This is a genomic window from Polaromonas sp. P1_H6, assembly GCF_056405195.1.
The window spans coordinates 283,343-307,281 of the sequence record NZ_JBFUCN010000001.1 but is presented as its reverse complement, the minus strand read 5'-3'; the positions used below and the strand labels follow the sequence as shown (position 1 = coordinate 307,281).

At 62.4% G+C, this 23,939-nt stretch carries 23 protein-coding genes and 1 tRNA gene; 5 read left to right on the top strand and 19 right to left on the bottom strand.

Annotation, left to right across the window (positions count from 1 at the left end; all coding sequences use genetic code 11):
- Window positions 1-130: 130 nt before the first annotated feature.
- Window positions 131-2,731, bottom strand: coding sequence for an ATP-dependent chaperone ClpB (gene clpB, locus AC1D1F_RS01460; RefSeq protein ID WP_477696285.1), 2,601 nt, complete (start codon window positions 2,729-2,731; stop codon window positions 131-133).
- Between the two features lie 121 nt (window positions 2,732-2,852).
- On the opposite strand from clpB, the gene AC1D1F_RS01455 reads away from it, so the two are divergent.
- Entirely contained in the window at window positions 2,853-3,425 is a 573-nt protein-coding gene (locus AC1D1F_RS01455; protein WP_477675298.1) for a hypothetical protein, read from the top strand.
- Window positions 3,426-3,434: 9 nt separating this feature from the next.
- On the opposite strand, the gene AC1D1F_RS01450 is transcribed toward AC1D1F_RS01455, so the two are convergent.
- Window positions 3,435-3,911, bottom strand: coding sequence for a molybdenum cofactor biosynthesis protein MoaE (locus tag AC1D1F_RS01450; protein ID WP_477675299.1), 477 nt, complete (start codon window positions 3,909-3,911; stop codon window positions 3,435-3,437).
- Between the two features lie 285 nt (window positions 3,912-4,196).
- Here AC1D1F_RS01450 and dapA point away from each other — a divergent pair, with 285 nt between their 5' ends.
- Window positions 4,197-5,090, top strand: a complete 894-nt coding sequence (dapA, locus tag AC1D1F_RS01445; RefSeq protein WP_477675300.1) for a 4-hydroxy-tetrahydrodipicolinate synthase — start codon at window positions 4,197-4,199, stop codon at window positions 5,088-5,090.
- Window positions 5,091-5,100: 10 nt separating this feature from the next.
- On the opposite strand, the gene AC1D1F_RS01440 is transcribed toward dapA, so the two are convergent.
- The 7 genes from AC1D1F_RS01440 to AC1D1F_RS01410 form a co-directional block, all read right to left on the bottom strand.
- The gene (locus AC1D1F_RS01440; RefSeq protein ID WP_477675301.1) at window positions 5,101-5,352 is read right to left on the bottom strand and encodes a MoaD/ThiS family protein; all 252 of its coding nucleotides are present in this window, start codon (window positions 5,350-5,352) and stop codon (window positions 5,101-5,103) included.
- Between the two features lie 22 nt (window positions 5,353-5,374).
- Window positions 5,375-6,616, bottom strand: a complete 1,242-nt coding sequence (locus AC1D1F_RS01435; RefSeq protein WP_477675302.1) for a molybdopterin molybdotransferase MoeA — start codon at window positions 6,614-6,616, stop codon at window positions 5,375-5,377.
- A 76-nt stretch (window positions 6,617-6,692) separates the two neighbouring features.
- A complete protein-coding gene (gene mobB / locus AC1D1F_RS01430; protein WP_477696284.1) occupies window positions 6,693-7,241 on the bottom strand; it encodes a molybdopterin-guanine dinucleotide biosynthesis protein B in 549 nt (182 codons plus the stop codon).
- Between the two features lie 33 nt (window positions 7,242-7,274).
- Window positions 7,275-8,690, bottom strand: a complete 1,416-nt coding sequence (thrC, locus tag AC1D1F_RS01425) for a threonine synthase (RefSeq protein WP_477696283.1) — start codon at window positions 8,688-8,690, stop codon at window positions 7,275-7,277.
- 57 nt (window positions 8,691-8,747) lie between these two features.
- The gene (locus AC1D1F_RS01420; RefSeq protein WP_477678872.1) at window positions 8,748-9,272 is read right to left on the bottom strand and encodes a DUF2059 domain-containing protein; all 525 of its coding nucleotides are present in this window, start codon (window positions 9,270-9,272) and stop codon (window positions 8,748-8,750) included.
- Window positions 9,269-10,591 (bottom strand): homoserine dehydrogenase, encoded by a 1,323-nt coding sequence (locus AC1D1F_RS01415; protein ID WP_477678874.1) that lies wholly within the window; start codon window positions 10,589-10,591, stop codon window positions 9,269-9,271. Before AC1D1F_RS01415 ends, AC1D1F_RS01420 begins: the two co-directional genes overlap by 4 nt.
- A gap of 102 nt (window positions 10,592-10,693) precedes the next feature.
- Window positions 10,694-11,917, bottom strand: a complete 1,224-nt coding sequence (locus AC1D1F_RS01410; protein ID WP_477696282.1) for a pyridoxal phosphate-dependent aminotransferase — start codon at window positions 11,915-11,917, stop codon at window positions 10,694-10,696.
- 196 nt (window positions 11,918-12,113) lie between these two features.
- Between AC1D1F_RS01410 and AC1D1F_RS01405 the strand changes: the two genes are divergently transcribed.
- The 3 genes from AC1D1F_RS01405 (at window position 12,114) to AC1D1F_RS01395 (ending at window position 14,964) form a co-directional block, all read left to right on the top strand.
- Window positions 12,114-12,512 (top strand): Mth938-like domain-containing protein, encoded by a 399-nt coding sequence (locus tag AC1D1F_RS01405; protein WP_477679190.1) that lies wholly within the window; start codon window positions 12,114-12,116, stop codon window positions 12,510-12,512.
- Window positions 12,513-12,636: 124 nt separating this feature from the next.
- Complete coding sequence (locus AC1D1F_RS01400) at window positions 12,637-13,113, top strand: peroxiredoxin (protein WP_477679189.1); 477 nt, start codon at window positions 12,637-12,639, stop codon at window positions 13,111-13,113.
- A gap of 168 nt (window positions 13,114-13,281) precedes the next feature.
- Window positions 13,282-14,964: a PhoH family protein gene (locus AC1D1F_RS01395; protein WP_477700634.1), complete on the top strand. Its 1,683-nt coding sequence runs from the start codon at window positions 13,282-13,284 to the stop codon at window positions 14,962-14,964.
- An 81-nt stretch (window positions 14,965-15,045) separates the two neighbouring features.
- On the opposite strand, the gene AC1D1F_RS01390 is transcribed toward AC1D1F_RS01395, so the two are convergent.
- The 10 genes from AC1D1F_RS01390 to uvrB form a co-directional block, all read right to left on the bottom strand.
- A tRNA-Val gene (locus AC1D1F_RS01390) sits at window positions 15,046-15,120 on the bottom strand.
- Window positions 15,121-15,190: 70 nt separating this feature from the next.
- Window positions 15,191-15,898, bottom strand: a complete 708-nt coding sequence (gene dnaQ / locus AC1D1F_RS01385; RefSeq protein WP_477678673.1) for a DNA polymerase III subunit epsilon — start codon at window positions 15,896-15,898, stop codon at window positions 15,191-15,193.
- A 54-nt stretch (window positions 15,899-15,952) separates the two neighbouring features.
- Window positions 15,953-16,291 (bottom strand): ISC system 2Fe-2S type ferredoxin, encoded by a 339-nt coding sequence (fdx, locus tag AC1D1F_RS01380; protein ID WP_436154118.1) that lies wholly within the window; start codon window positions 16,289-16,291, stop codon window positions 15,953-15,955.
- Between the two features lie 14 nt (window positions 16,292-16,305).
- A complete protein-coding gene (hscA, locus tag AC1D1F_RS01375; RefSeq protein WP_477696280.1) occupies window positions 16,306-18,168 on the bottom strand; it encodes a Fe-S protein assembly chaperone HscA in 1,863 nt (620 codons plus the stop codon).
- Window positions 18,169-18,198: 30 nt separating this feature from the next.
- Window positions 18,199-18,717, bottom strand: a complete 519-nt coding sequence (gene hscB, locus AC1D1F_RS01370; RefSeq protein WP_477679439.1) for a Fe-S protein assembly co-chaperone HscB — start codon at window positions 18,715-18,717, stop codon at window positions 18,199-18,201.
- Between the two features lie 76 nt (window positions 18,718-18,793).
- The gene (gene iscA / locus AC1D1F_RS01365; RefSeq protein ID WP_074575253.1) at window positions 18,794-19,117 is read right to left on the bottom strand and encodes an iron-sulfur cluster assembly protein IscA; all 324 of its coding nucleotides are present in this window, start codon (window positions 19,115-19,117) and stop codon (window positions 18,794-18,796) included.
- A 42-nt stretch (window positions 19,118-19,159) separates the two neighbouring features.
- Window positions 19,160-19,546 carry a Fe-S cluster assembly scaffold IscU gene (gene iscU, locus AC1D1F_RS01360; protein WP_411879498.1) on the bottom strand — a complete coding sequence of 129 codons (387 nt, stop codon included), beginning with the start codon at window positions 19,544-19,546 and terminating at the stop codon, window positions 19,160-19,162.
- A gap of 34 nt (window positions 19,547-19,580) precedes the next feature.
- Window positions 19,581-20,798, bottom strand: coding sequence for an IscS subfamily cysteine desulfurase (locus AC1D1F_RS01355; RefSeq protein ID WP_477678637.1), 1,218 nt, complete (start codon window positions 20,796-20,798; stop codon window positions 19,581-19,583).
- Window positions 20,799-20,900: 102 nt separating this feature from the next.
- Entirely contained in the window at window positions 20,901-21,437 is a 537-nt protein-coding gene (gene iscR, locus AC1D1F_RS01350; protein WP_092128187.1) for a Fe-S cluster assembly transcriptional regulator IscR, read from the bottom strand.
- A 268-nt stretch (window positions 21,438-21,705) separates the two neighbouring features.
- Window positions 21,706-23,829, bottom strand: coding sequence for an excinuclease ABC subunit UvrB (gene uvrB / locus AC1D1F_RS01345; RefSeq protein WP_477696278.1), 2,124 nt, complete (start codon window positions 23,827-23,829; stop codon window positions 21,706-21,708).
- Window positions 23,830-23,939: the final 110 nt, after the last annotated feature.

The following is a 23,939-nucleotide window of genomic DNA, read 5'->3' as shown; positions in this document are numbered from 1 at the left end:
GCCCATGGTAGGCCGGGCGGGCCGGTGGAGATGTAGGACGATTCCAGCATTTCCTTCGTGGTGCGGCCATAAAAAAACCCGCCCCGGCGCAAGCCGGAGCGGGCTGTGAGGCTCACCATGAAACCGTTGGTCAGTGAACCGTCGATTCGAACCGGAACACGCCCGGGTCGCGGATGGGATCCACGTCCACCGGTATCGTGCTCTTGGGCGGGAAACGCCCTTCGAGCAGCAGCTTGCTGAGCGGATTTTCGATACGCTGCTGGATGGCCCGTTTGAGCGGCCTGGCGCCGAACACCGGGTCGAAGCCGACCTTGGCGAGTTCGGCGATCGCCGCTTCCGACACGTCCAGCGCGAGGTCCATCTTCTGCAGCCGGGCAACCAACACCTTGAGCTGTATGCGCGCGATGGACTCGATGTTCTTCGCATCGAGCGCGTGGAACACCACGGTCTCGTCGATCCGGTTCAGGAACTCGGGGCGGAAGTAGTTCTTGAGCTCGTCCGTCACCGCGTCCTTGATTTCTTCGGTCGGCTTGCCGACCATGGACTGGATGATGGGCGAGCCGATGTTGCTGGTCATGACGATCACGGTGTTCTTGAAGTCCACCGTGCGGCCCTGCCCGTCCGTCAGGCGGCCGTCGTCCAGCACCTGCAGCAGCACATTGAACACGTCGGGGTGAGCTTTTTCGACCTCGTCGAGCAGCAGCACGCTATAGGGCTTGCGGCGCACGGCCTCGGTCAGGTAGCCGCCCTCCTCATAGCCCACGTAACCCGGAGGCGCGCCTATCAGGCGGGCCACCGAATGCTTTTCCATGAACTCGCTCATGTCGACGCGTATCAGGTGATCCTCGCTGTCGAACAGGAAGCCGGCCAGCGCCTTGCACAGCTCGGTCTTGCCCACGCCGGTGGGGCCCAGGAACAGGAAGGAGCCGGTCGGGCGGTTCGGGTCGCTCAGGCCCGAGCGTGAACGGCGGATCGCGTTGGCCACCGCGCCGATGGCTTCTTCCTGGCCGACCACGCGCTCATGGAGTTTGCCCTCCATCTGCAGCAGCTTGTCGCGCTCGCCCTGCATCAGCTTGCTGACGGGGATGCCGGTGGCGCGCGCCACGACCTCGGCGATCTCTTCGGCGCCGACCTGGGTGCGCAGCAGCGTGGGCGCGTTGGACTTGCCCTTGCTGGCTTCGGTGTCCTGCGCCTCCTTGAGGCGTTTTTCGAGTTCGGGCAGTTTGCCGTATTGCAGCTCGGCGACCTTGTTGAAGTCTCCCTTGCGGGTGAACTCCTCGATCTGGAAGCGGATGCGGTCGATTTCCTCCATCACGTCCTTGGAACCCAGGGCCTGGGCTTTTTCGGCCTGCCAGATTTCGTCGAGGTCGGAGATCTCTTTTTGCAGCTTGACGATTTCTTCCTCGATCAACTCGAAGCGCTTTTTCGAAGATTCATCTTTTTCACGGCGCACGGCTTCGCGCTCGATCTGCAACTGGATCAGGCGGCGGTCAAGTTTGTCCATGACCTCGGGCTTGGAGTCCATCTCGATCTTGATCTTGGCCGCGGCCTCGTCGATCAGGTCGATGGCCTTGTCGGGCAGGAAACGGTCGGTGATGTAACGGTGACTCAGCTCGGCCGCGGCCACGATGGCCGGGTCGGTGATCTGCACGCCGTGATGCACCTCATATTTTTCCTGCAGGCCGCGCAGGATGGCGATGGTCGCCTCCACGGTCGGCTCGCCGACCAGGATTTTCTGGAAGCGGCGCTCCAGCGCGGCGTCTTTTTCGATGTACTTGCGGTATTCGTCGAGCGTGGTGGCGCCCACGCAGTGCAGCTCGCCGCGCGCCAGTGCGGGCTTGAGCATGTTGCCGGCGTCCATTGCGCCTTCGGCCTTGCCGGCGCCCACCATGGTGTGCAGCTCGTCGATGAAGACGATGGTCTGGCCTTCGTCCTTGGCCAGCTCGTTGAGCACGGTTTTCAGGCGCTCTTCAAACTCGCCGCGGAACTTGGCGCCGGCCAGCAATGCGGCCATGTCGAGCGAGAGCACGCGCTTGCCCTTGAGGGAGTCAGGTACTTCGCCCGCCACGATGCGCTGGGCCAGGCCTTCGACGATGGCGGTCTTGCCGACGCCGGGCTCGCCGATCAGCACGGGGTTGTTCTTGGTGCGGCGCTGCAGCACCTGGATGGCGCGGCGGATTTCGTCGTCGCGGCCGATGACCGGGTCGAGCTTGCCCAGGCGGGCGCGCTCGGTCAGGTCCATGCAGTATTTCTTGAGGGCTTCGCGCTGGCCTTCGGCGTCGGCGCTGTTCACGCCCTGGCCGCCGCGCACCGCGTCTATCGCGGCTTCGAGCGCCTTGCGCGTCAAGCCGTTTTCCTTGGCCAGGCGGCCGACGTCGCCCTTGCTGTCGGCCACGGCCAGCAGAAAGAGCTCACCGGCAATGAACTGGTCGTTGCGTTTGATGGCTTCTTTTTCGGTGGCCTGCAGCAGCTTGGCGAGATCGGGGCCGACCTGGATCTGGTCCTGGCCCTGTACCTGCGGCAGCTTTTTGACGGCGGCGTCTGCGGCCTGCGTGAGGCCGCCGACGTTGACGCCGGCTCTTTCCAGCAGCGCGCGCGGGCCGTCGTCCTGGCGCAGCATGGCGGCCAGCAGGTGGACCGGCTCGATATAGCCGTTGTCATTGCCCAGCGCGAGGGATTGCGCGTCGCTCAGGGCTTCCTGGAATTTGGTGGTCAGTTTGTCTTGTCGCATGGATAGGGCTCCGTGGATTCCGGCAGGCCTGGCTCAGGCCCCATCCGGATGGATGTTGCACAGTATCTGGGGGGCTGGGGCTGGTTTTCAAGCATTTTCCCGGCGCCCCTAAAATCGGCCCATGAACATCCACCAGGTCTCGGTGACCTACCACCAGGAGCAGGACAGGCTGCTGGTGCGCATCAGCAGCCATGAAAGCGAGGAACTGCGCCTGTGGCTGACCCGCCGCATGACGCTCTCCCTGGTGCCTGCCCTGACGAAAACCGCCGCCGGCCAGCTGGCCCAGGAAACCAAAGACAGCGACATCGCAACGCCCCAGGACCTGCATCGCCGGCGCATGGTGGAGAACTTCAACAAAGAAGCTCTGGCCCAGGTCAGCGATTTCAAGACGCCCTACCAGGCCGAAAATGCCGCGCTGCCGCTGGGAACAGAACCGCTGTTGGTGACGGAAGTCAAAATGTCCTTGCTGAAATCGGGCAAGCTGGAACTGGCTTTTATCGAAAAGCTGCCCGAACCGGGACGCAATGTGCGAATCGCCATCAGCGCCCGGCTCACCCAGGGATTGCTGCAGCTGCTGAACAAGTGCCTCAAAAAATCCCAGTGGCTCAAATCACCGCCGGTCGCCGGTCTCGAAGAGGCAGCGGACACCCCCGAGCCGCCGGATGCCATGGAAAAGCCCCGCTACCTGAACTAGGGCCTGTGTTCAGGCATTGGGGGCCACAATGCCCCACTTGGCCAGCGCCGCATCATCGGTGACCCGCGCATCAACCCACCGCGCACCTTCCGGCGTCTGCTCTTTTTTCCAGAACGGCGCCTGAGTCTTGAGATAGTCCATCAGGAACTCGCAGGCCTTGAAGCTTTCACCGCGGTGCGCGGAGGTCACTGCCACCAGGACGACCTGGTCCAGCGGCTGCAACAGGCCGACGCGGTGCACCACACGCGCGCCGAAGATGTCAAAGCGCACCATCGCCTCGTCGACCATGGCTTCGATGGCTTTTTCGGTCATGCCGGGATAGTGTTCCAGCTCCATGCTGCTGACGCTCAGGCCGTCGTTGCGGTCCCTGACCGTGCCGGTGAAGGTACAGACGGCGCCGACCCGCTTGTCTCCGGCCCGTAGCGCGGCCACCTCTTCGGCGAGGTTGAAGTCATCGGTGGTGATCAGGACGCGGGGTGAAGCCATAGTGGCAATTTTGCCACTCGCGCCCCCGGAACGCAGTGCCTACGGTAAGATTTGCCGCATGACTGGCCACACCTTCCCCCTCGCCGCCCGGACGCACGACAGTGCCCGCGGCCTTGGGGCGAGCGCCAGCAAATCGAAAAAACCGTTGCTCATTTGACCGGGGCTGCGGTTCCGTCGTCGAATGAGCGATGGAACCGTTGCTTACTTTCCCAGTCTTTTGCGGACACCCATCTCTTGTTCTGATGACGGCCTTTCAAGCCGGTCAGTTTTTTGGGATGTCTCTTCATGCAAACAGCGCTTACTGCCAACCAGGCAAATACCGATTTCTCAGGACTGTGGATTCCACTTGTCACCCCCTTTGACCAGGGTAAGGTCGACCATGCGGCCTTGAAGCGCCTGGTGGCGCATTACTGCGCCAAGGGCATCGCCGGGCTGGTGGTCTGCGGCTCCACCGGCGAGGCCGCCGCCCTGGACGAGGACGAGCAGCTGCAAACGCTGCACACCGTGATGGAACATGCCGACGGCCTGCCGCTGGTCATGGGCCTGTCGGGCTACCACCTGGGCAAGACGGCGGCGCGCATCAAGGCACTGGGCACGCTGGGCCTGGCCGGCATCCTGCTGCCGGCGCCCAGCTATATCCGGCCCTCCCAGGCGGGCCTCATCGAATGGTTCAGCGCCCTGGCCGACGCGAGCACCGTGCCGGTGATCCTCTATGACATCCCCTACCGCACCGGCAGCCGCCTGGAACTCGAAACTCTGCTGACGCTGGCCAGTCATCCGCGCATCCTGGCCCTCAAGGACTGCGGCGGCGACCCGGCCAAGACAAAAGCCCTGATCGCCGATGGGCGGCTGCAGGTGCTGGCGGGCGAAGACGTGAATATCTTGGCCACCATGGCGCAGGGCGGCCGGGGCGCGATTGCGGCGGCAGCCCACCTGCACACGGAACGTTTTGTGGAGGTGCTACGGCGCATCCGGGTGGGTGACCTGGCGGGAGCCGAGGTCTTGTGGGCGCCGCTGCAACCCTTGATAGCCGGCCTGTTTGCCGAGCCCAACCCGGGGCCGCTCAAGGCGCTGATGGCGGAACGCGGCCTGCTTCGCAACGAGCTGCGCAGCCCGATGACACGGGCTTCTACAGAGTTGGCCGAACGCCTTCAGCGGCTGGACGCGCTGGTGGCTTGAGCCGGGCGGGTCAGCCGCCGGTCACGGGCGGGAAGAAAGCGACTTCGCAGCCATCGCTGAGCAGTGCCGCTTCGTCGCTCATGACCTGGTTGAGCGCCATGCGCACAGCCCGGCCGCGCGCCAGGCTGGCGGCATGCGCTGGCGTGGCCGCTAGCAGTTCATCGCGCAGGGCAGCCAGCGTGGTGGCGGCGGTGTCGCGCACCTCGCTGCCCTGCCCTATGGCTTCGCGAATGGACGCAAAATATTTGATGGTGACTTTCATGGGAAGGCCTTTATGCAGCGCCTTAGGCCATCAATGCCGAAAACGGGATGAATTGCACCGCGTCGCCATGGGCAATCGCCTGGCCGGCCGGGTTGTCGATGACGCCGTCGCCCCAGACGGCCGAGGTCAACACACCCGAGCTCTGGTTGCTGAACAAGTCGAGCCCGCCTGCGGCGTTGCGCCTGGCACGCAAAAATTCGCGGCGCTTGTCGGCCTTGGGCCAGTCGAAATGGGCCGGCAGCGCGATGGAAGCGGGAGCCACCTCGGACGCGCCCTGCAGCCTGAGCAAAAAGGGCCGCACCAGCACCAGGAAGGTCACAAAGCTGGACACCGGATTGCCCGGCAGTCCGATGAAGTGCGCGCCGCCGACCTTGCCGCAAGCGAATGGTTTTCCCGGCTTGATCGCGATCTGCCACAGGGCGAGCTCGCCCAGCGCCTGTACGGCGGGCTTGATGTGGTCTTCCTCGCCGACGGAAACGCCGCCGCTGGTGAGGATCAGGTCATGCGCTTCGCCGGCACCCTTGAGCGCGGCGATTGTGGCATCGAGGCGGTCGGGCACGATGCCGAGGTCTGTCACGCTGCAGCCCAGGCGCAGCAGCAAGGCGCGCAAGAAGAAACGGTTGGAGTTGTAGATGGCGCCGGGTTTCATGTCGGCCGGTGCGACCTCGCCGGGCATGACGAGTTCGTCGCCCGTGGAGAACAAGGCCACGCGCACCCGGGGCGCGACCTGCAGTTTGTCAAAGCCGATGCTGGCGGCCAGGCCCAGCGAGGCGGGCGTCAGGCGTTCGCCGCGGTGCAGCACCACGGTGCCGGCGGCCACGTCCTCGCCGCGGCGGCGAATCCATTGGCCGGGCTGGGGCCTGGCCTTGATGCGCACGCCCTCATTCACGGCTTCGCAGTCTTCCTGCATCACCACGGCATCGGCGCCGGGTGGAATGGGCGCGCCGGTGAAGATGCGCGCGGCCGAGGCCGGCGCCAGGGCATGGCCGCTGCTGCCGGCCGGGATGCGCTGGCCGACCGGCAGCACCGCACCTTCGGCCCAATCGGCCGTGCGCAGCGCGTAGCCGTCCATGGAGCTGTTGTCATGGGCCGGCACGTCGAGACTGGAGACCAGGTCCTGGGCCAGCACGCGGCCGTCGGCGTCAAAGGTGGAAACCGTCTCGCCGCCGGGCAAGCTTGCCGCGCGGGCCAGCAACTCGGCCAGCGCCTGGTCCAGAGGCTTCAGGGGTGCGCGGGCTGTGGGTGCGGCGGGAACAGAACTCATGGTCGGGATATCCGGAACAAAGGCATGAACGGAACTGGGCTGGCGTCAGGGCTGGCCTTCACTGCCTCACCCAGGCCTAGCCGAAACGGTCTTCGAAGGAATAGGCAAAGCGCTCTTGATTGTTGACCAGGTAGTCGGCCACGGCGTCGCCGTCGTTCAAATCCAGCACCGGACGCAAGGTTGCTTCGGGCAATTGATCGGGAGTGTCGGTGGCGATGGCGACGATGAAATCGTCGTCCATGTAGCGGGCGGGCTTGCCCGCGTAGTCGGCCGAGGGGCCGCGCCAGACCTCGATCTTGAGCAGGTCACTGCTCTTGAAGCCTTCGACCAGCACCCAGTCGACGCCGCCGTAAAGCTCGGCGATCAGCTGGTGCACCGTCATTTCGGACGGCTTTTCAAACTCGCGCATCAGCGCCAGTCGGTTCTGCGAAGCCACCACCACCTCGAAGGCGCCGGCCACGCGGTGGCGGAAGGTGTCCTTGCCGGGATGGTCGATGTCGAATTTGTGATGCGCATGCTTGACCACCGACACGCGCAGGCCCCTGGCCTTGAGCGCGGGAATCAGCTTTTCCACCAGGGTGGTCTTGCCCGATCCGGAGTAACCGGCGAAACCGACAACGTTCATGGCTGGGCCTTCCAGGCGGTACCGCGGCCCGCGTCAATGCACATGGTCGGCAATGTAGCGCTTGATCACGGCCGCATCGGCGGGCAGCACCTTGACGCGCTTGGGCAGGTCTTCGATGCCCTCGAACTTCGCGGGCCGCGCGGGCGCGTGGCCCAGCGCTTCTTCAATCGTGGCCGCGAACTTGATGGGCAATGCGGTCTCCAGCACCACCATGGGCACGCCGGGCTGGATCTGCTCGCGCGCCACCTTCACGCCGTCGGCGGTGTGGGTGTCTATCGTGGTGCCGAAGCGCTTGTTCGTGTCGCGAATCGTCGCGAGCCGGTCCGCATGGGTGCTCTTGCCGCTCACAAAGCCGTAGCGCTGTGCGGCCGCCTTGAACGCCGCCTCGGCGCTCAGGTCGAACCGGCCCTGGCTGCCGAGCTGGTCGTGGAACAGGGCCTTGGTCTTGGCGCCGTCGCGGCCCAGCAGGTCGAACACAAAACGCTCGAAGTTCGAGGCCTTGGAAATGTCCATGGAGGGGCTGGAGGTTTCATGCGTGTCGGCGCTGCCGCGCACGCGGTAGACACCGGTGCGGAAAAACTCGTCGAGCACGTCGTTTTCGTTGGTGGCCACCACGAGCTTGCCGATCGGCAGGCCCATCATGCGGGCGACATGGCCCGCGCAGACATTGCCGAAGTTGCCCGAGGGCACAGTGAAGTCGACCTTCTCCGCGTTCGAACGGGTCGCTTGAAAGTAACCGGCGAAGTAGTACACCACCTGCGCCATCAGGCGCGCCCAGTTGATGGAGTTGACGGTGCCGATCTTGTACTGGCGCTTGAAAGGCAAATCGTTGGACACAGCCTTGACGATGTCCTGGCAGTCGTCGAACACACCTTCGACCGCGATGTTGTGGATGTTTTCGTCCTGCAGGCTGAACATCTGGGCCTGCTGGAAAGGGCTCATGCGGCCCTTGGGCGAGGTCATGAAAACGCGCACACCCTTCTTGCCGCGCATGGCGTATTCGGCCGCGCTGCCGGTGTCGCCGCTGGTGGCGCCCAGGATGTTGAGCTCTTCGCCGCGGCGCGCCAGCTCGTATTCGAACAGGTTGCCCAGCAGCTGCATGGCCATGTCCTTGAAGGCCAGCGTGGGGCCGTTCGACAGGGCTTCGAGGTAAAGGCCGTCTTCGAGTTTTTTCAGCGGGACGATGGCTTTTGTGCCGAACACTGCTTCGGTATAGGTCTTGTCGCAGATGGCTTTGAGGTCGGCGGCGGGAATGTCATCGACGTACAGCGAAAGGACCTCGAACGCCAGTTCAGCGTAAGACAGGCCGCGCCACTTCTGCAGCGTCGCGGCATCCACTTGCGGATACTGCTCGGGCAGGTAGAGGCCGCCGTCCGGCGCCAGGCCCTCGAGCAGGATTTCGCAGAAGCGCTTGCGGTCGGCATGGCCGCGGGTAGAAAGATAAAACATGTCTGAGTGAACCTGCTGGTAAGACCAGTATTGGGCAACTAAAAGGACAAAGTAAATTCAGTGCGATTTCTTGGGCAACTGAGTGCTTAATTTTTCAATCATTTTTCCAATTTCGGGCAACGCCGAAGTCGTCGCATCGTTCAGCAACTCATCAGCCTTTTTCTGCCATTCGTCAGAAATCGCCTGCTCAATGCCCACCAATTTGGCACCTGCAGGCGTCTGAAAAAAGGCAATCGACTGCTCCAACTCTTTGGCGGTCAGGCCTCGAAGCCTTGACAAGGCCAACTGCCTCAATGGCTCGGTATCGATCGTCACTTTTATTGTGGCCACTTCCACAAGGAACGCCGTGCGTTGAGCCTCGGTGACTTCCGTGGTCTTCATCAACTCGTCAAGCATCAGTGCAGCCGGGAAGACCAAACTGGACGGCACGGACTCCTGGATCGCTTTTTCAGCACGCTTGGCATCACCCGGATAAGCCCGAAGTGTCAGCAACTTTTCAAGTTTCGCTTCACGGCTTGCCGCAGGCACCTGAGCGTGTGCCGTCACTGCGACCCAGCACAGCATGGCTAGAAAAAACCTCACGCCAACTCCTCCTTGCGGATGCGCGTGATGGGGGCCAGCACCGTGGGCAGGGCCTGCATTTGGGCCAGGGCGCCGTTCATCTTGGCTTCCATGCACTCATGCGTGAGGATGATGAGGTCGGTGTGGGTGGAACCCTCGCCGCCGACTTCATCGGCTTCGCGCTGCAGCACGGCATCGATGCTGATGCCTGCGCCGGCGAGTATGCCGGTGACCTTGGCCAGCACGCCGGCCTCATCGGCGACCTTGAGGCGCAGGTAGTAGCTGGTGACGACGTCGGACATCGGGACGACCGGCAGATCGCTCATCGCGTCGGGCTGGAAGGCCAGGTGCGGCACGCGGTGTTCAGGGTCGGCCGTGTGCAGGCGCGCGATATCGACGAGGTCGGCGATCACGGCGCTGGCGGTGGGTTCGCTGCCCGCACCCTTGCCGTAATACAGCGTGGTGCCGACGGCATCACCCTGCACCACCACGGCGTTCATGGCGCCTTCCACATTGGCGATCAGGCGCTTGGCCGGCACCAGGCTGGGGTGCACGCGCAGCTCGATGCCGTTGGCGGCGCGCTTGGTGATGCCCAGCAGCTTGATGCGGTAGCCGAGCTGCTCGGCGTAGCGGATGTCCTGTGCGGCCAGGCCGGTGATGCCCTCGACGTAAGCCTTGTCGAACTGCACCGGGATGCCGAAAGCGATGGCCGACATCAGCGTGACCTTGTGGCCGGCGTCCACACCCTCGATGTCGAAGGTGGGATCGGCTTCGGCGTAGCCCAGGCGCTGCGCTTCTTTCAGCACGACGTCGAAGTCCAGGCCCTTGTCGCGCATCTCGGACAGGATGAAGTTGGTGGTTCCGTTGATGATGCCGGCGATCCACTGGATGCTGTTGGCCGTCAGGCCTTCGCGCAGCGCCTTGATGATGGGAATGCCACCGGCCACGGCCGCCTCGAAAGCCACCATCACGCCCTTTCGGTGGGCTGCGGCAAAGATCTCGGTGCCGTGCACGGCCAGCAGTGCCTTGTTGGCGGTGACCACGTGCTTGCCGGCCTCGATGGCTTCCAGCACCAGCTGTTTGGCGATGCCGTAGCCGCCAATGAGTTCGATCACGATGTCGACGTCGGGGCTGGCCACGACCTTGCGGGCATCGTCCACCACCTGAACGCCTGGGCCGACAGCAGCCTTCGCGCGCGCCACATCGAGGTCGGCGACCATGGTGATCTCAATACCGCGGCCGGCGCGGCGGCGGATTTCTTCCTGGTTGCGCTGCAATACGTTGTAGGTGCCGCTGCCCACGGTGCCTATGCCCAGGAGGCCTACGCGGATGGGGCTCAAATTCGTCGGTTTCATAGTGCTGAAGTCTTGCTTTGGTGTGATCTGGAGGCCTGCCGCCTCAAGGGGCGCAGGGAACTGAAGAGTGAAGGGCCGGGTACAGGGTCAAGTTCGGTTGTTGCGGTAGTTCTCGAGGAATTTCGCAATGCGGCCGATGGCTTCGCGCAGGTCTTCCTCATGCGGCAGGAAGACGATGCGGAAATGGTCCGGTTCGGGCCAGTTGAAGCCGGTGCCCTGTACCAGCATCACCTTGGTCTCCTTGAGGAGCTCCAGGAAAAACTGGCGATCGTCCTTGATCGGGTAGACCTTGGGATCCAGGCGCGGGAACATGTAGAGCGCCGCGCTGGGCTTGACACAGGTGACGCCGGGGATGGCGGTGATGAGCTCGTAGGCCATGTCGCGTTGGCGGCGCAGGCGGCCGCCTTCACAGGTCAGGTCGTTGATGCTCTGGTAGCCGCCCAGCGCCGTCTGTATGGCCCACTGGCCCGGCACGTTGGAGCACAGCTTCATGTTGGCCAGCATGTTCAGGCCCTCGATGTAGTCCTGTGCCTGTTTTTTGGGGCCGGACACCACCATCCAGCCGGCGCGGTAGCCGCAGGAGCGGTAGCTCTTGGAAAGCGAATTGAAGGTCAGCGTGAGCACGTCGGTGGACAGGCTGGCGATGGCCGTGTGCTTGACGCCGTCGTACAGCACCTTGTCGTAGACCTCGTCCGCGAGGATGACCAGGCCGTGCTCGCGCGCGATGTCGATGATGCCTTTGAGCAGCTCGTCGGAATACAGCGCGCCGGTCGGGTTATTGGGATTGATGACCGCGATGGCCTTGGTCCTGGGCGTGATCCGGGCGCGGATGTCGTCGAGGTTGGGCATCCAGCCATTGTTTTCATCGCAACGGTAATGCACCGGCGTGCCGCCCGACAGGCTGGTGGAAGCGGTCCACAGCGGGTAGTCGGGCGCCGGCAGCAGCAGTTCGTCGCCATCGTCGAGCAAAGCGTTGGTGGCCATGGAAATCAGCTCGCTCGCGCCGTTGCCCAGGTAGATGTCGTCCAGCGTGACGCCCTTGATGCCCTGCTTCTGGGTTTCGTGCATCACGGCCTTGCGTGCCGCAAAAATGCCCTTGCTGTCCGAATAACCGGCCGACGCGGGCAGATTGCGGATCATGTCCTGCTGGACTTCCTCCGGTGCATCGAAGCCGAACACGGCCAGGTTGCCGATATTGAGCTTGATGAGCTTTTGGCCCTCTTCCTCCATCTGCTTGGCGGCGTCCATGATCGGGCCGCGGATGTCGTAAAGCACATTGGCAAGCTTGGCGGATTTGGTGATCGATTTCATGAAACGTTCAGAAGCTGTGGACGGGGGCCGCGCCGCTCACCATGCCGGCAACCGGGGAGATGCGACGCGCTGCGGCGGGGAATTCGGGCGGAATCTATAATTTGACCACATAAAAGAGGGTTTTCGCTGGCAAACACCAGCACGCAAAACCCCGCGCACAGCCGCACCACGCCCTCACAACGCCCGGACCCTCCGCATGAAACTTCAGCCAGACCGCCTCGACGTCCAGTCCATCCTCGGCTACGGCCCCGGCTGGGTGGGCCTGGGGCGCGACGGGGTGGCGGAAAAGATCGAGCACAGCGTGGTGATCGGCTCGCGCGGCGAGAAATTCGACTGGAACTGCGCGCGCTTTGAGCAACTGACCGCGGAACATTTCGCCTTGCTGGCCGAAACCCGGCCCGAACTCGTGATTTTCGGCAGCGGCGCTCGCCTGCGCTTTGTGCCCCCGGCGTTTTTGCGCGTCCTGATGGAGCACCGCATCGGCGTTGAGACCATGGACACGCTCGCGGCCTGCCGAACCTACAACATCCTCGCGGGTGAAGGCCGGCAAGTGATTGCCGCCCTGCTGATTGAAACAGAAGGAACAGAAGGCTGAAATGCCCTCTCTTTCAGGGTAAAATCTAGGGTTGCACTTGGCAGCACATCCCGGGATGGAAATCCCGGGCCGTTTGCCAAAAGGCGCGGCTAATTACAACTACTTTCGTCAGGGTCTACTCAGTATGGCAGTCGTCGTCAATAAACCACTCCCCGAATTTGAAGCGATCGCCACCAGCGGCATCAAGGTTTCCAACCAGTCCCACTTGGGCAAAGTCGTCGTGTTGTACTTCTATCCCAAGGACAACACGCCGGGATGCACCACGGAAGCCATGCAGTTCCGTGACCGCTACAAGGACTTCGTCAAGGCCGGCGCCACCGTGTTCGGCGTCTCCCGCGACAACATGAAGTCCCACGACGAGTTCAAGTCCAAGCTTGAGCTCCCTTTCGAGCTGATTGCGGACACCGAAGAAAAAATGTGCCACATGTTCGGCGTGGTCAAAAACAAGATCATGTACGGCAAAAAGGTCAAAGGCATTGAACGCAGCACCTTCCTGGTGGGCGCCGATGGCCAGTTGAAAGAGGAATGGCGCGGCCTGAAAGTGCCCGGCCATGTGGACGACGTGCTGAAAGCCGTCAAAGCTCTCAAAAAAGCCGCCTGAAACTCATTGAGGCCAGTTAGCAACAAAGGATTGCCCTGTCACTTGAGTTGTGCATAATGAACTCATGCTGTTGACCTTCGCAACTGCGCCAAAAGAAAAAGCCGCCCTGGTTTCAAGGCGGCTTTTTCGCTTCTGGAACCCTTCTTTTTTTAGAGAGTCTTAAGCACTATGCCCCTGCCCCCCGCCCCGACCAAACGTGCCGCCCTGCTCTCCCCTGACGCGCTTGACGCGCCAGCCCGCTCACCCTCAAAAGTCGTACGAAAAACGGAAAGTGCTGAATCCGCCCAGAAGCCCCCGGTGATGGACCTGTTTGACAGCCGGGCCGCGGGTGAAGGCAGCCATCCTTCGGCTTTTAAAGGAAAGGAAGCCGCTCACCCCGGAAAACCGGCTCCCACCAGCTATAAAAAAGAGAGCATTGCTCTCCCGCAGCCGGTAACCAAACCCAAAAAGGCGAAGCACACCGGCCCCACCAAGCTGTTCGTGCTCGACACCAACGTGTTGATGCACGACCCGATGTGCCTGTTCCGGTTTGAGGAACATGACATCTTCCTGCCCATGATCGTGCTCGAAGAGCTCGACGGCCACAAAAAGGGCATGACCGAGGTAGCGCGCAATGCCCGCCAGACCAGTCGCACGCTGGACGCGCTGGCAGGCGCCCAGGGCGCCGATATCGCCAAGGGCTTGAAGCTGGACACCACCGGCCATCCCGAGGCCGGCGGTAGCCTGTTTTTCCAGACCAAACCGCTGGACTACACGCTGCCCATGAGCCTGCCGCAGGGCAAGGCCGACAACCAGATCCTGGGCGTGGTCGAGGCCCTGCGCAAGGAATACGCACCGCGCGAAGTAGTCCTGGTGTCCAAGGACATCAATATGCGCGTCAAGGCGCGCGCCCTGGGCCTGGCAACCGACGACTACCAGAACGACAAAACCCTGGAAGACGGCGACCTGCTGTACTCCGGCTCGCTGGCCCTGCCGGCGGACTTCTGGACGCGCCAGAGCAAGACCATCGAAAGCTGGCAGCAAGGCAGCCACACCTTCTACCGCATCACGGGCCCCATCGTGGGCAGCCTGCTGATCAACCAGTTTGTGTTCTTTGAGGCCCCCGGAGAGCCGCCCCTGTATGCCCGTGTGACGGAAATCCGGGCCAAAACCGCCGTCCTGAAGACATTGAAGGACTACAACCACCTCAAAAATGCCGTCTGGGGCGTCACCACGCGCAACCGCGAACAGAACTTCGCCATGAACCTGCTGATGGACCCGGAGGTGGACTTCGTCACCCTGGCGGGCACGGCGGGCACGGGCAAAACGCTGATGGCGCTGGCCAGCGGCCTCACGCAGGTGCTCGACGACCGCCGCTACACCGAAATCATCATGACGCGGGCCACGGTGAGCGTGGGCGAGGACATCGGCTTCCTGCCGGGCACCGAAGAAGAAAAAATGGGCCCGTGGATGGGCGCGCTGGACGATAACCTGGAAGTGCTGGGCAAAACCGACAGCGGCTCGGGTGAATGGGGCCGCGCCGCCACCAACGAGCTGATCCGCTCGCGGATCAAGGTCAAGAGCATGAACTTCATGCGCGGCCGCACCTTCCTGAACAAGTACGTGATCATCGACGAGGCGCAAAACCTGACGCCCAAGCAGATGAAAACGCTGATCACACGGGCCGGCCCGGGCACCAAGATCATCTGCATGGGCAACCTGGCGCAGATCGACACCCCTTACCTTACCGAAGGCTCCTCGGGCATGACCTTTGCCGTCGACCGCTTCAAGGGCTGGCCACATGGCGGGCACATCACGCTGGCACGCGGCGAGCGCTCACGCCTGGCCGATTTCGCGAGCGAAGTCCTCTAAATCCATGAAAAACGGCGCCGATTGGCGCCGCAATGAAAAAAGGCCAAGTCGCAAGACTTGGCCTTTTTGTTCGTCAAATTCTGGTGGGCGGTGCAAGTTTCGAACTTGCGACCCCTGCAGTGTGAATGCAGTGCTCTACCCCTGAGCTAACCGCCCTATCGGTCAGCCTATGATTATATGGTGTTTTGGGCCGATTTTTCGGTCCGCCCCCGGAATGCGCTTCAATTCAGGCAGCCAGGGCGCGCCAGACCGTCTTGCCTTTGCTGGATTTGTCGATATCGGCCAGCAGCTTTTCGTGTTCGGCGGCTTCCTGGTCGTTCGCCGCCAGCAAAGGCAACTCAAACGTGCTCAGGTCTATCTGCGGCGCCGAGACCTGGCCTTCCTGGGCCCTATCGTCCACGTCCATCACCAGCGCATTCTGCCCACGGGTCAGGTTGATGTAGACGTCGGCCAGTAACTCCGCATCCAGCAAGGCGCCGTGCAAGGTCCGACCCGAATTGTCGACCTCCAGCCGGTCGCACAGGGCGTCCAGCGAGTTGCGTTTGCCTGGAAACAGCTCCTTGGCCATCATCAGGCTGTCGGTGACCTTGGCCACGCAATGCTTGATGGGCGGCCTGCCTACGAGTTCGAGCTCCTTGTTGAGGAAGCTGACGTCAAAAGGCGCGTTGTGGATGATGATCTCGGCGTCCTGCAGGTATTCCAGCAGTTCCTCGGCGACGGCCGAAAACTTGGGCTTGTCCTTCAGGAATTCATTGCTGATGCCGTGGACCTTGAGCGCATCCTCATGGCTGTCACGCTCGGGGTTCAGGTAGAAGTGGCGATTGTTGCCGGTGAGCTTGCGAGCCACCAGCTCCACGCAGCCGATTTCGATAATGCGGTCGCCGTTTTCAGCGGAAAGACCGGTGGTTTCGGTGTCAAGAACGATTTGGCGCATGGCTGGATTATCGCCTCCGGAGAAGGCTGACCCCACCCGTTTTCACCCGAAAACTCAGTGGTTTTCCTTTGCGTGGTTGATGGAGTACTTGGGTATCTCCACCGTCACGTCGGACTGGGCCAGGAAGGCCTGGCAGCTCAGGCGCGAATTGGGCTCCAGGCCCCAGGCGCGGTCCAGCAGGTCTTCTTCGCTTTCGTCGAGCTCGTTCAGCGAATTAAAGCCTTCGCGCACAACCACGTGGCAGGTCGTGCAGGCGCAACTCAGGTCGCAGGCATGCTCGATGTTGATCTTGTTGTCGAGCAGGGCTTCGCAGATCGAGGTGCCGGCTGGCGCACTGATTTCAGCACCTTGCGGGCAGTATTCGGGATGAGGCAGTATTTTGATGATGGGCATGGTTGTCAGTCGATTCAGACGGCCTCGATGTTTTTACCGGCCAGGGCTTGCTTGATGCCCCGGTTCATGCGCTGGGCGGCAAAGGCTTCGGTGCCTTTGGCCAGCGCCTGGGTGGCCGCTTCTATCGCGGCCGCGTCGCCGTGCGCGCGCGTGTCGGCCAGGCCGACGATGAGGCCGTCGATCTGCGCACGCTCATTGGGGCTGAGCAGGTCGGCATCCGCCGCCAGGGCGCTTTGCGTGGCCAGGATCATGCGGTCCGCATCGACCCGGGCCTCGGCCAGGGCGCGGGCATTCATGTCTTGCTGGGCGGTGGAAAAGCTGTCCTGCAGCATGCGCGCGATGTCCTCGTCCGACAGGCCGTAGGAAGGCTTCACATCAATGCGCGCCTCGACGCCGCTGACCTGCTCCTTCGCGTTCACGCTGAGCAGGCCGTCGGCATCGACGGTAAAGGTCACGCGGATGCGCGCGGCGCCGGCCACCATGGGCGGGATGCCGCGCAGCTCGAAGCGGGCCAGGCTGCGGCAATCGGCCACCAGGTCGCGCTCGCCTTGCACCACATGCAGGGCCAGGGCGGTCTGGCCGTCCTGGTAGGTGGTGAAGTCCTGCGCCATGGCCGTGGGAATGGTCTGGTTGCGCGGGACGATGCGCTCGACCAGCCCGCCCATAGTCTCAATACCCAGCGACAAAGGAATCACGTCCAGCAACAGCAGCTCATCCCCCGTGTTGTTGCCGGCCAGCTGGTTGGCGGAAATGGCCGCGCCCAGCGCCACTACTTCATCGGGGTTGAGGTTGACCAGCGGCTCACGGCCGAAGAAGCTGGCGACCGCCTTGCGCACCTGGGGCATGCGCGTGGAGCCGCCCACAAGGACCGCTCCCTGGATATCTTCCTTGGCCAGCTTGGCATCGCGCAAGGCCTTGCGAACGGCCGCCAGCGTGCGCTGGGTCAGGTGGGCCGTCGCGGTTTCGAAGTCTTCTGCCTTCATCTCGAAGTTGACGAGGGCCTTGGCCAGTTGCACCGAAAAAGGCACGGGATCGGCGGCGGAGAGGGCTTCCTTGCAGCTGCGCGCGGTGCGTTGCAGGGCCGCCTTGTCGGATGGGGTGAGCGTCTCTGCGGCGAGCCCGGCCTTGGCCAGCACCCAGTCGACCAGCGCGCGGTCGTAATCGTCACCGCCCAGCGCCGAATCGCCGCCGGTGGCCACCACTTCGAAGACGCCTTGCGTCAGGCGCAGGATGGAAATGTCAAAGGTGCCGCCGCCCAGGTCATAGACGGCGTAGACGCCTTCGCTGGCGTTGTCCAGGCCGTAGGCAATCGCGGCCGCTGTGGGTTCATTGAGCAGGCGCAGCACGTTCAGGCCGGCTAGTTGCGCGGCGTCTTTGGTGGCCTGGCGCTGGGCATCGTCGAAGTAGGCCGGCACGGTGATCACGGCGCCGTAGATGTCGTCGTTGAAAGTGTCTTCGGCCCGATAGCGCAGCGTGGCCAGGATCTCGGCGCTGATCTCGACCGGGCTTTTTTCGCCGGCGACGGTCTGCAGCGTGACCATGCCCGGCTTGTCGTTCAGCTCATAGGGCAACTGGGCACGGCTGCCAATGTCATGGATGCCACGGCCCATCAGGCGCTTGACGGAAGAAATGGTGTTGCGCGGATCATCCACCTGCGCCGCCAGGGCCTCATAACCGATCTGGCGTTTGTCGCCCTCAAGATAACGGACCACGCTCGGCAACAACACCCTTCCCTGCTCATCAGGCAGGCATTCGGACACACCATTGCGCACGCTGGCCACCAGCGAGTGCGTGGTGCCCAGGTCAATGCCGATCGCGATGCGCCGCTGGTGCGGGTCAGGCGTCTGGCCGGGTTCGGAGATTTGCAGGAGTGCCATGCGCGGTCGTTGTACTTCTCTGTAATGCTTTTATTGTCCCAGCTGGTCGATGCGCGCATCAACCTCGCTGGCAAAGCGCTCAATAAACATAAGGCTTCTGACTTGCCGGGCGGCTGCGGGGAAATCCCTGTCCACGTCCAGCAGCTGCTCTATCTTTGACAGCTTCTCGCGTCCATTCAACATGGCTTGCGAGGCGATTTTCTCAAAATCTTCCGCGGCTTCGGCTTCATCAAGCGCTTCTCGCCACTGCATTTGCTGCACCAGAAAATCGTGCGGCATGGCAGTGTTGTTTTCGGCGTTGATGGGCGCGCCGTTCAGTTCGCACAGGTAGCTGGCGCGCTTGAGCGGGTCCTTCAGGCGCTGGTAGGCTTCATTGATGCGCACCGACCACTGCATGGCCACCCGCTGTGCCGCCGCGCCCTGGGCGGCGAACTTGTCGGGATGCGCCTCGCGCTGCAGGTCCTTCCAGCGCGTATCCAGCGCGGCGCGATCCTGCGCGAAGCGCTGGGGAACACCGAAAAGCTCGAAGTCATTGGATTGAAGATTCATGCCGAGAAAAAGCCGCCAGCACAATCAGTGGAGGCGGCTTCGGTAAGGGTGCAGCACGCGTAAGACCGCTCGCCCGTCAAACCCGGAAACTTTCGCCGCAGCCGCAACGATCGCGCTCGTTGGGGTTGATGAACTTGAAGCCCTCATTCAGGCCTTCACGGACAAAATCCAGCTTGGTGCCGTCAATGTAGGCCATGCTTTTCGGGTCGACCAGCACCTTGACGCCGTTGTCTTCAAACACAACGTCTTCCGGCGCGATCTCGTCGGCGTATTCGAGCTTGTAAGCCAGACCGGAGCAACCGGTGGTCTTGACACCCAGGCGTACGCCGACACCCTTGCCGCGCTTGGTCATGTAGCGGGTCACGTGCCGGGCGGCTGCATCAGTGAGGGTTACGGACATTTAAATCACTCGAAAATGAAACAGGTGACGGGAATGCGTTGATCAGTGCGCGTGCTTTTGCTTGTAGTCGTTCACGGCGGCCTTGATGGCGTCTTCCGCCAGGATGGAGCAGTGAATCTTGACGGGCGGCAGGGCCAGCTCTTCAGCGATAGCGCTGTTCTTGATGCTGGCCGCTTCGTCCAGCGTCTTGCCCTTGACCCACTCGGTCACGAGCGAACTGGAAGCGATTGCGGAGCCGCAGCCGTAGGTCTTGAAGCGCGCGTCTTCGATCACGCCCGTCAGCGGGTTGACCTTGATCTGCAGCTTCATCACGTCGCCGCAAGCCGGCGCGCCGACCATGCCGGTGCCTACCGATTCGTCGCCCTTTTCAAAAGAGCCGACGTTGCGGGGGTTTTCATAGTGGTCCACCACTTTTTCGCTGTATGCCATTTTGTTTACCTCTTTAAGCTGTTCGACATGCCGCTCAGTGGGCGGCCCACTGGATGGTGGACAAATCAACACCATCCTTGAACATCTCCCACAGGGGAGACAGTTCGCGCAGTTTGGCCACGTTTTCCTTGATGGTGGCGACCGCGTAGTCAATTTCTTCTTCGGTGCTCCAGCGGCCAATCGTCATGCGAAGGCTGCTGTGCGCCAGTTCGTCGCTGCGGCCCAGGGCGCGCAACACATAGCTTGGCTCCAGGCTGGCCGAAGTGCAGGCCGAACCGCTGGAAACCGCCAGGCCCTTGATGCCCATGATCAACGACTCGCCTTCGACGAAATTGAAGCTCATGTTCAGGTTGTGCGGAACGCGCTTGTCGGCGTGGCCATTGAGGAATACCTCTTCCACATCCTTGAGCCCGTTGAGCATGCGCTCGTGCAGGGCGCGGATGCGCTTGTTTTCTTCGTGCATCTCTGCCTTGGCGATGCGGTAGGCCTCGCCCATGCCAACGCACTGGTGCGTGGGCAGCGTGCCCGAACGCATGCCGCGCTCATGGCCGCCGCCGTGCATTTGCGCTTCCAGGCGCACGCGCGGCTTGCGTCGCACGTACAGGGCGCCAATGCCCTTGGGGCCGTAGGTCTTGTGCGAAGTCAGGCTCATCAGGTCGACCGGCAAGGTGGCCAGGTCGATGTCGATGCGGCCGGTTGCCTGGGCGGCATCCACATGGAAGATGATGCCTTTTTCACGACACAGGGCGCCAATGGCCGGGATGTCCTGGACCACGCCGATTTCGTTGTTGACGAACATGACGCTGACCAGAATGGTGTCGGGACGGATGGCGGCCTTGAGCGCGTCCAGGTCCAGCAGGCCGTCGGCTTGCACGTCCATGTAAGTCACTTCAAAACCCTGGCGCTCCAGTTCGCGGCAGGTGTCAAGAACGGCCTTGTGCTCGGTCTTGACCGTGATGATGTGCTTGCCCTTGGTTTTGTAGAAGTGGGCTGCGCCCTTGAGTGCCAGGTTGTTGGACTCGGTGGCGCCGCTGGTCCAGACGATCTCGCGAGGGTCGGCGCCGATGAGGTCGGCGATCTGCCCCCGCGCCTTCTCGACGGCGGCTTCCGCCTCCCAGCCCCAGGCGTGGCTGCGGGAAGCGGGGTTGCCGAAATGTTCGCGCAACCAGGGAATCATCGCGTCCACCACCCGCGGGTCGCAGGGATTCGTGGCGCTGTAGTCCATGTAGATGGGAAAGTGTGGGGTGTCCATGTGGCTAGCTTTTTTAATTCACGGCTGGCTGGCAGCGCGATCAAGGGTCAATGCGTCAATTCACAAAGAGATGAAGCCGGGCGGTTGCCCGGCCTGGATCCATCAGGATTTGGAAAATGCATTGCCCAGGGCAAAGACCGAGTTCGGCGCGTTCACGCGAATCGGCTTGACCGCCGGCGCCGTGAAAATGGCTTTTTTCACCTGGGGGGTGTTCTCGATCACCACGCCCTTGGCAAGCTGGTCTTCCACCAGTTTTTGCAGGGTCACGGAATCCAGGAACTCCACCATGCGGCTGTTCAGCGATGCCCACAGTTCGTGCGTCATGCAACGGCCGCCTTCGCCCAGGCAGTTTTCCTTGCCACCGCACTGGGTAGCATCAATAGGCTCGTCCACCGACACAATGATGTCGGCCACGGTGATCTCGGAAGCCTTGCGACCCAAGGTGTAACCGCCGCCGGGGCCACGGGTGGATTCCACCAGTTCATGGCGGCGCAGCTTGCCAAAGAGCTGTTCGAGGTAAGAAAGGGAAATCTGCTGGCGCTGGCTGATCGCAGCCAGGGTAACCGGGCCGTTGTTCTGGCGCAGTCCCAAATCGATCATCGCGGTGACCGCAAAGCGGCCTTTGGTTGTGAGGCGCATAACAAGCTCCTTTAAATGGCTTGACTGTCGTTTTCACCCTGAAAGCTTGTGGCTTGCAGGGAACTCTTCCTCCAGCCGCCCAGGTCAGTCAACCGGTATCGCGGGGGCTTTTTGTTGTTCTGGTATTGTTCTTGACTGTTTTCGTCAAGTATAACACAAGCAGGGTTTTTCCCGCTGGCGGCGCCAAAAACATGGGGCTAACCCGTAGACCCAGCTCTTCATTGCACCATATTGGTGCAACGAAAGACTTTACTGGCGCCGTTGCGACTCAGAGCCGGGCTTGACCCGCAACGGTCACGGGCGGCACGTTGTCGGTGCCAGGAGCGCCAAAAGCCTGCTCCTTGAGGCTGTGCAGCTGATCCCGGACCCGGGCGGCTTTTTCGAACTCCAGGTTCTTGGCGTGTTCGATCATCTGCTTTTCCAGCTTCTTGATTTCGCGAGCGATGTCTTTTTCGCTCATGTCCTCGACCAACGCCTTCTGCATCTCGAGCTTTTCGGCTTCCTTGCCCGATTTCTCGCTGTAGACGCCGTCGATCAGATCGCGGATGCGCTTGACCACGCTGCGCGGCGTGATGCCGTGCTCGAGGTTGAAGGCGATCTGCTTGTTGCGCCGCCGCTCGGTCTCGCCCATGGCTTTTTTCATGGAATCGGTGATCCGGTCGGCATACAGGATGGCGCGGCCGTTCAGGTTGCGGGCGGCCCGGCCTATGGTCTGGATCAGGCTGCGCTCGGCGCGCAAAAAGCCCTCCTTGTCGGCGTCCAGGATGGCCACCAGCGACACTTCGGGAATATCCAGGCCCTCGCGCAGCAGGTTGATGCCGACCAGCACGTCAAAAGCGCCCAGCCGCAGGTCGCGCAGGATTTCCACGCGCTCGACCGTGTCCACGTCGCTGTGCAGGTAGCGCACCTTGACGCCGTTGTCGCTCAGGTAATCGGTCAGTTGCTCGGCCATGCGCTTGGTCAGCGTGGTGATCAGCACCCGCTCGTTTTTTTCGACCCGGATGCGGATTTCCTGCAGCACGTCGTCGACCTGGTGGGTGGCCGGCCGCACTTCGACCTGCGGGTCGACCAGGCCGGTCGGCCTAACGACCTGCTCCACCACCTTGCCGGCGTGCTCCTGCTCGTAGGCCGCGGGCGTTGCCGAGACAAAGATGGCCTGCCGCATCTTGGCCTCAAACTCCTCGAACTTGAGCGGCCGGTTGTCCAGCGCGCTGGGCAGGCGAAAGCCGTATTCCACCAACGTGGTCTTGCGCGCCCGGTCGCCGTTGTACATGGCGTTGAGCTGGCCGATCATGACGTGGCTTTCGTCCAGGAACATCACCGCGTCCTTGGGCAGGTAGTCGCACAGCGTCGAGGGCGGCGATCCCGGCGGCGAACCGCTCAGGTGGCGGGTGTAGTTCTCGATGCCCTTGCAGTGGCCGATTTCGCTGAGCATTTCCAGGTCGAAACGGGTGCGTTGCTCGATGCGCTGGGCTTCCACCAGCTTGCCGTCGGCGACGAACTGGGCCACGCGTTCGGACAGCTCCAGCTTGATGGTTTCCACCGCCGTCATGACCTTGTCGCGCGGCGTGACGTAGTGGCTCTTGGGGTAGACCACAAAGCGCGGGATTTTCTGGCGGATGCGGCCCGTCAGCGGGTCGAACAGCTGCAACGATTCGATCTCGTCGTCGAACAGCTCGATGCGTATGGCGAGTTCGGAATGCTCGGCCGGGAAGACGTCGATCACATCGCCCCGCACCCGGAAGGTGCCGCGCGCAAAATCCTGCTCGTTGCGCGTGTACTGCATGCGGATCAGCCGCGCGATCACGTCGCGCTGGCCCATCTTGTCGCCTATGCGCGCGATGAAGCGCATCTGCGTGTAATCTTCCGGCGCGCCTATGCCGTAAATCGCGCTGACCGTGCCGACGATGATGGTGTCGCGCCGCTCCAGCACGCTCTTGGTGGCCGACAGGCGCATCTGCTCGATGTGCTCGTTGATGGCTGAGTCCTTTTCAATGAAAAGGTCACGCTGCGGCACATAGGCCTCGGGCTGGTAATAGTCGTAATAGCTGACGAAATATTCGACCGCGTTCTTGGGGAAAAACTCGCGGAATTCGCTGTACAGCTGGGCCGCCAGCGTCTTGTTCGGCGCAAACACGATGGCCGGGCGGCCCAGCCGGGCGATCACGTTGGCCATGGTGAAGGTCTTCCCGGAGCCGGTCACGCCCAGCAGGGTCTGGAACACCTCGCCGTCGTTGATACCTTCCACCAGCTGCTCGATCGCCTGCGGCTGGTCGCCCGCCGGCGGATAGGGCTGGAACAATTCGAACGGCGAATCCGGGAAACGGATGAACTGGCCCTCGCCGGGGGCTGAACCTGCCACCTCGGTTATGACTTCTATAGCTTCTGGCATAAAACCTCGATCAAGCCCCGTTAAAATTCAGGGCAACCAAACAGAATACGACATTCGGCCGAAAATGGGAATTGCAATCCCCATCGTCGCCGGATCGCCTTTTTGATACC

Excerpts from the sequence above, each read along its gene's own strand:
- hscB (WP_477679439.1), bottom strand. The coding sequence starts at position 18,717 with ATGAATCTTCAATCCAATGACTTCGAGCTTTTCGGTGTTCCCCAGCGC.
- dapA (WP_477675300.1), top strand. The coding sequence starts at position 4,197 with ATGCAAACAGCGCTTACTGCCAACCAGGCAAATACCGATTTCTCAGGA.
- iscU (WP_411879498.1), bottom strand. The coding sequence starts at position 19,546 with ATGGCATACAGCGAAAAAGTGGTGGACCACTATGAAAACCCCCGCAAC.
- AC1D1F_RS01450 (WP_477675299.1), bottom strand. The coding sequence starts at position 3,911 with ATGGCTTCACCCCGCGTCCTGATCACCACCGATGACTTCAACCTCGCC.
- AC1D1F_RS01410 (WP_477696282.1), bottom strand. The coding sequence starts at position 11,917 with ATGAAATCGATCACCAAATCCGCCAAGCTTGCCAATGTGCTTTACGAC.
- AC1D1F_RS01400 (WP_477679189.1), top strand. The coding sequence starts at position 12,637 with ATGGCAGTCGTCGTCAATAAACCACTCCCCGAATTTGAAGCGATCGCC.
- AC1D1F_RS01435 (WP_477675302.1), bottom strand. The coding sequence starts at position 6,616 with ATGAGTTCTGTTCCCGCCGCACCCACAGCCCGCGCACCCCTGAAGCCT.
- AC1D1F_RS01395 (WP_477700634.1), top strand. The coding sequence starts at position 13,282 with ATGCCCCTGCCCCCCGCCCCGACCAAACGTGCCGCCCTGCTCTCCCCT.
- uvrB (WP_477696278.1), bottom strand. The coding sequence starts at position 23,829 with ATGCCAGAAGCTATAGAAGTCATAACCGAGGTGGCAGGTTCAGCCCCC.
- mobB (WP_477696284.1), bottom strand. The coding sequence starts at position 7,241 with ATGAACGTTGTCGGTTTCGCCGGTTACTCCGGATCGGGCAAGACCACC.
- iscR (WP_092128187.1), bottom strand. The coding sequence starts at position 21,437 with ATGCGCCTCACAACCAAAGGCCGCTTTGCGGTCACCGCGATGATCGAT.
- clpB (WP_477696285.1), bottom strand. The coding sequence starts at position 2,731 with ATGCGACAAGACAAACTGACCACCAAATTCCAGGAAGCCCTGAGCGAC.
- AC1D1F_RS01455 (WP_477675298.1), top strand. The coding sequence starts at position 2,853 with ATGAACATCCACCAGGTCTCGGTGACCTACCACCAGGAGCAGGACAGG.
- AC1D1F_RS01405 (WP_477679190.1), top strand. The coding sequence starts at position 12,114 with ATGAAACTTCAGCCAGACCGCCTCGACGTCCAGTCCATCCTCGGCTAC.
- AC1D1F_RS01355 (WP_477678637.1), bottom strand. The coding sequence starts at position 20,798 with ATGGACACCCCACACTTTCCCATCTACATGGACTACAGCGCCACGAAT.
- hscA (WP_477696280.1), bottom strand. The coding sequence starts at position 18,168 with ATGGCACTCCTGCAAATCTCCGAACCCGGCCAGACGCCTGACCCGCAC.
- dnaQ (WP_477678673.1), bottom strand. The coding sequence starts at position 15,898 with ATGCGCCAAATCGTTCTTGACACCGAAACCACCGGTCTTTCCGCTGAA.
- fdx (WP_436154118.1), bottom strand. The coding sequence starts at position 16,291 with ATGCCCATCATCAAAATACTGCCTCATCCCGAATACTGCCCGCAAGGT.
- iscA (WP_074575253.1), bottom strand. The coding sequence starts at position 19,117 with ATGTCCGTAACCCTCACTGATGCAGCCGCCCGGCACGTGACCCGCTAC.
- thrC (WP_477696283.1), bottom strand. The coding sequence starts at position 8,690 with ATGTTTTATCTTTCTACCCGCGGCCATGCCGACCGCAAGCGCTTCTGC.
- AC1D1F_RS01440 (WP_477675301.1), bottom strand. The coding sequence starts at position 5,352 with ATGAAAGTCACCATCAAATATTTTGCGTCCATTCGCGAAGCCATAGGG.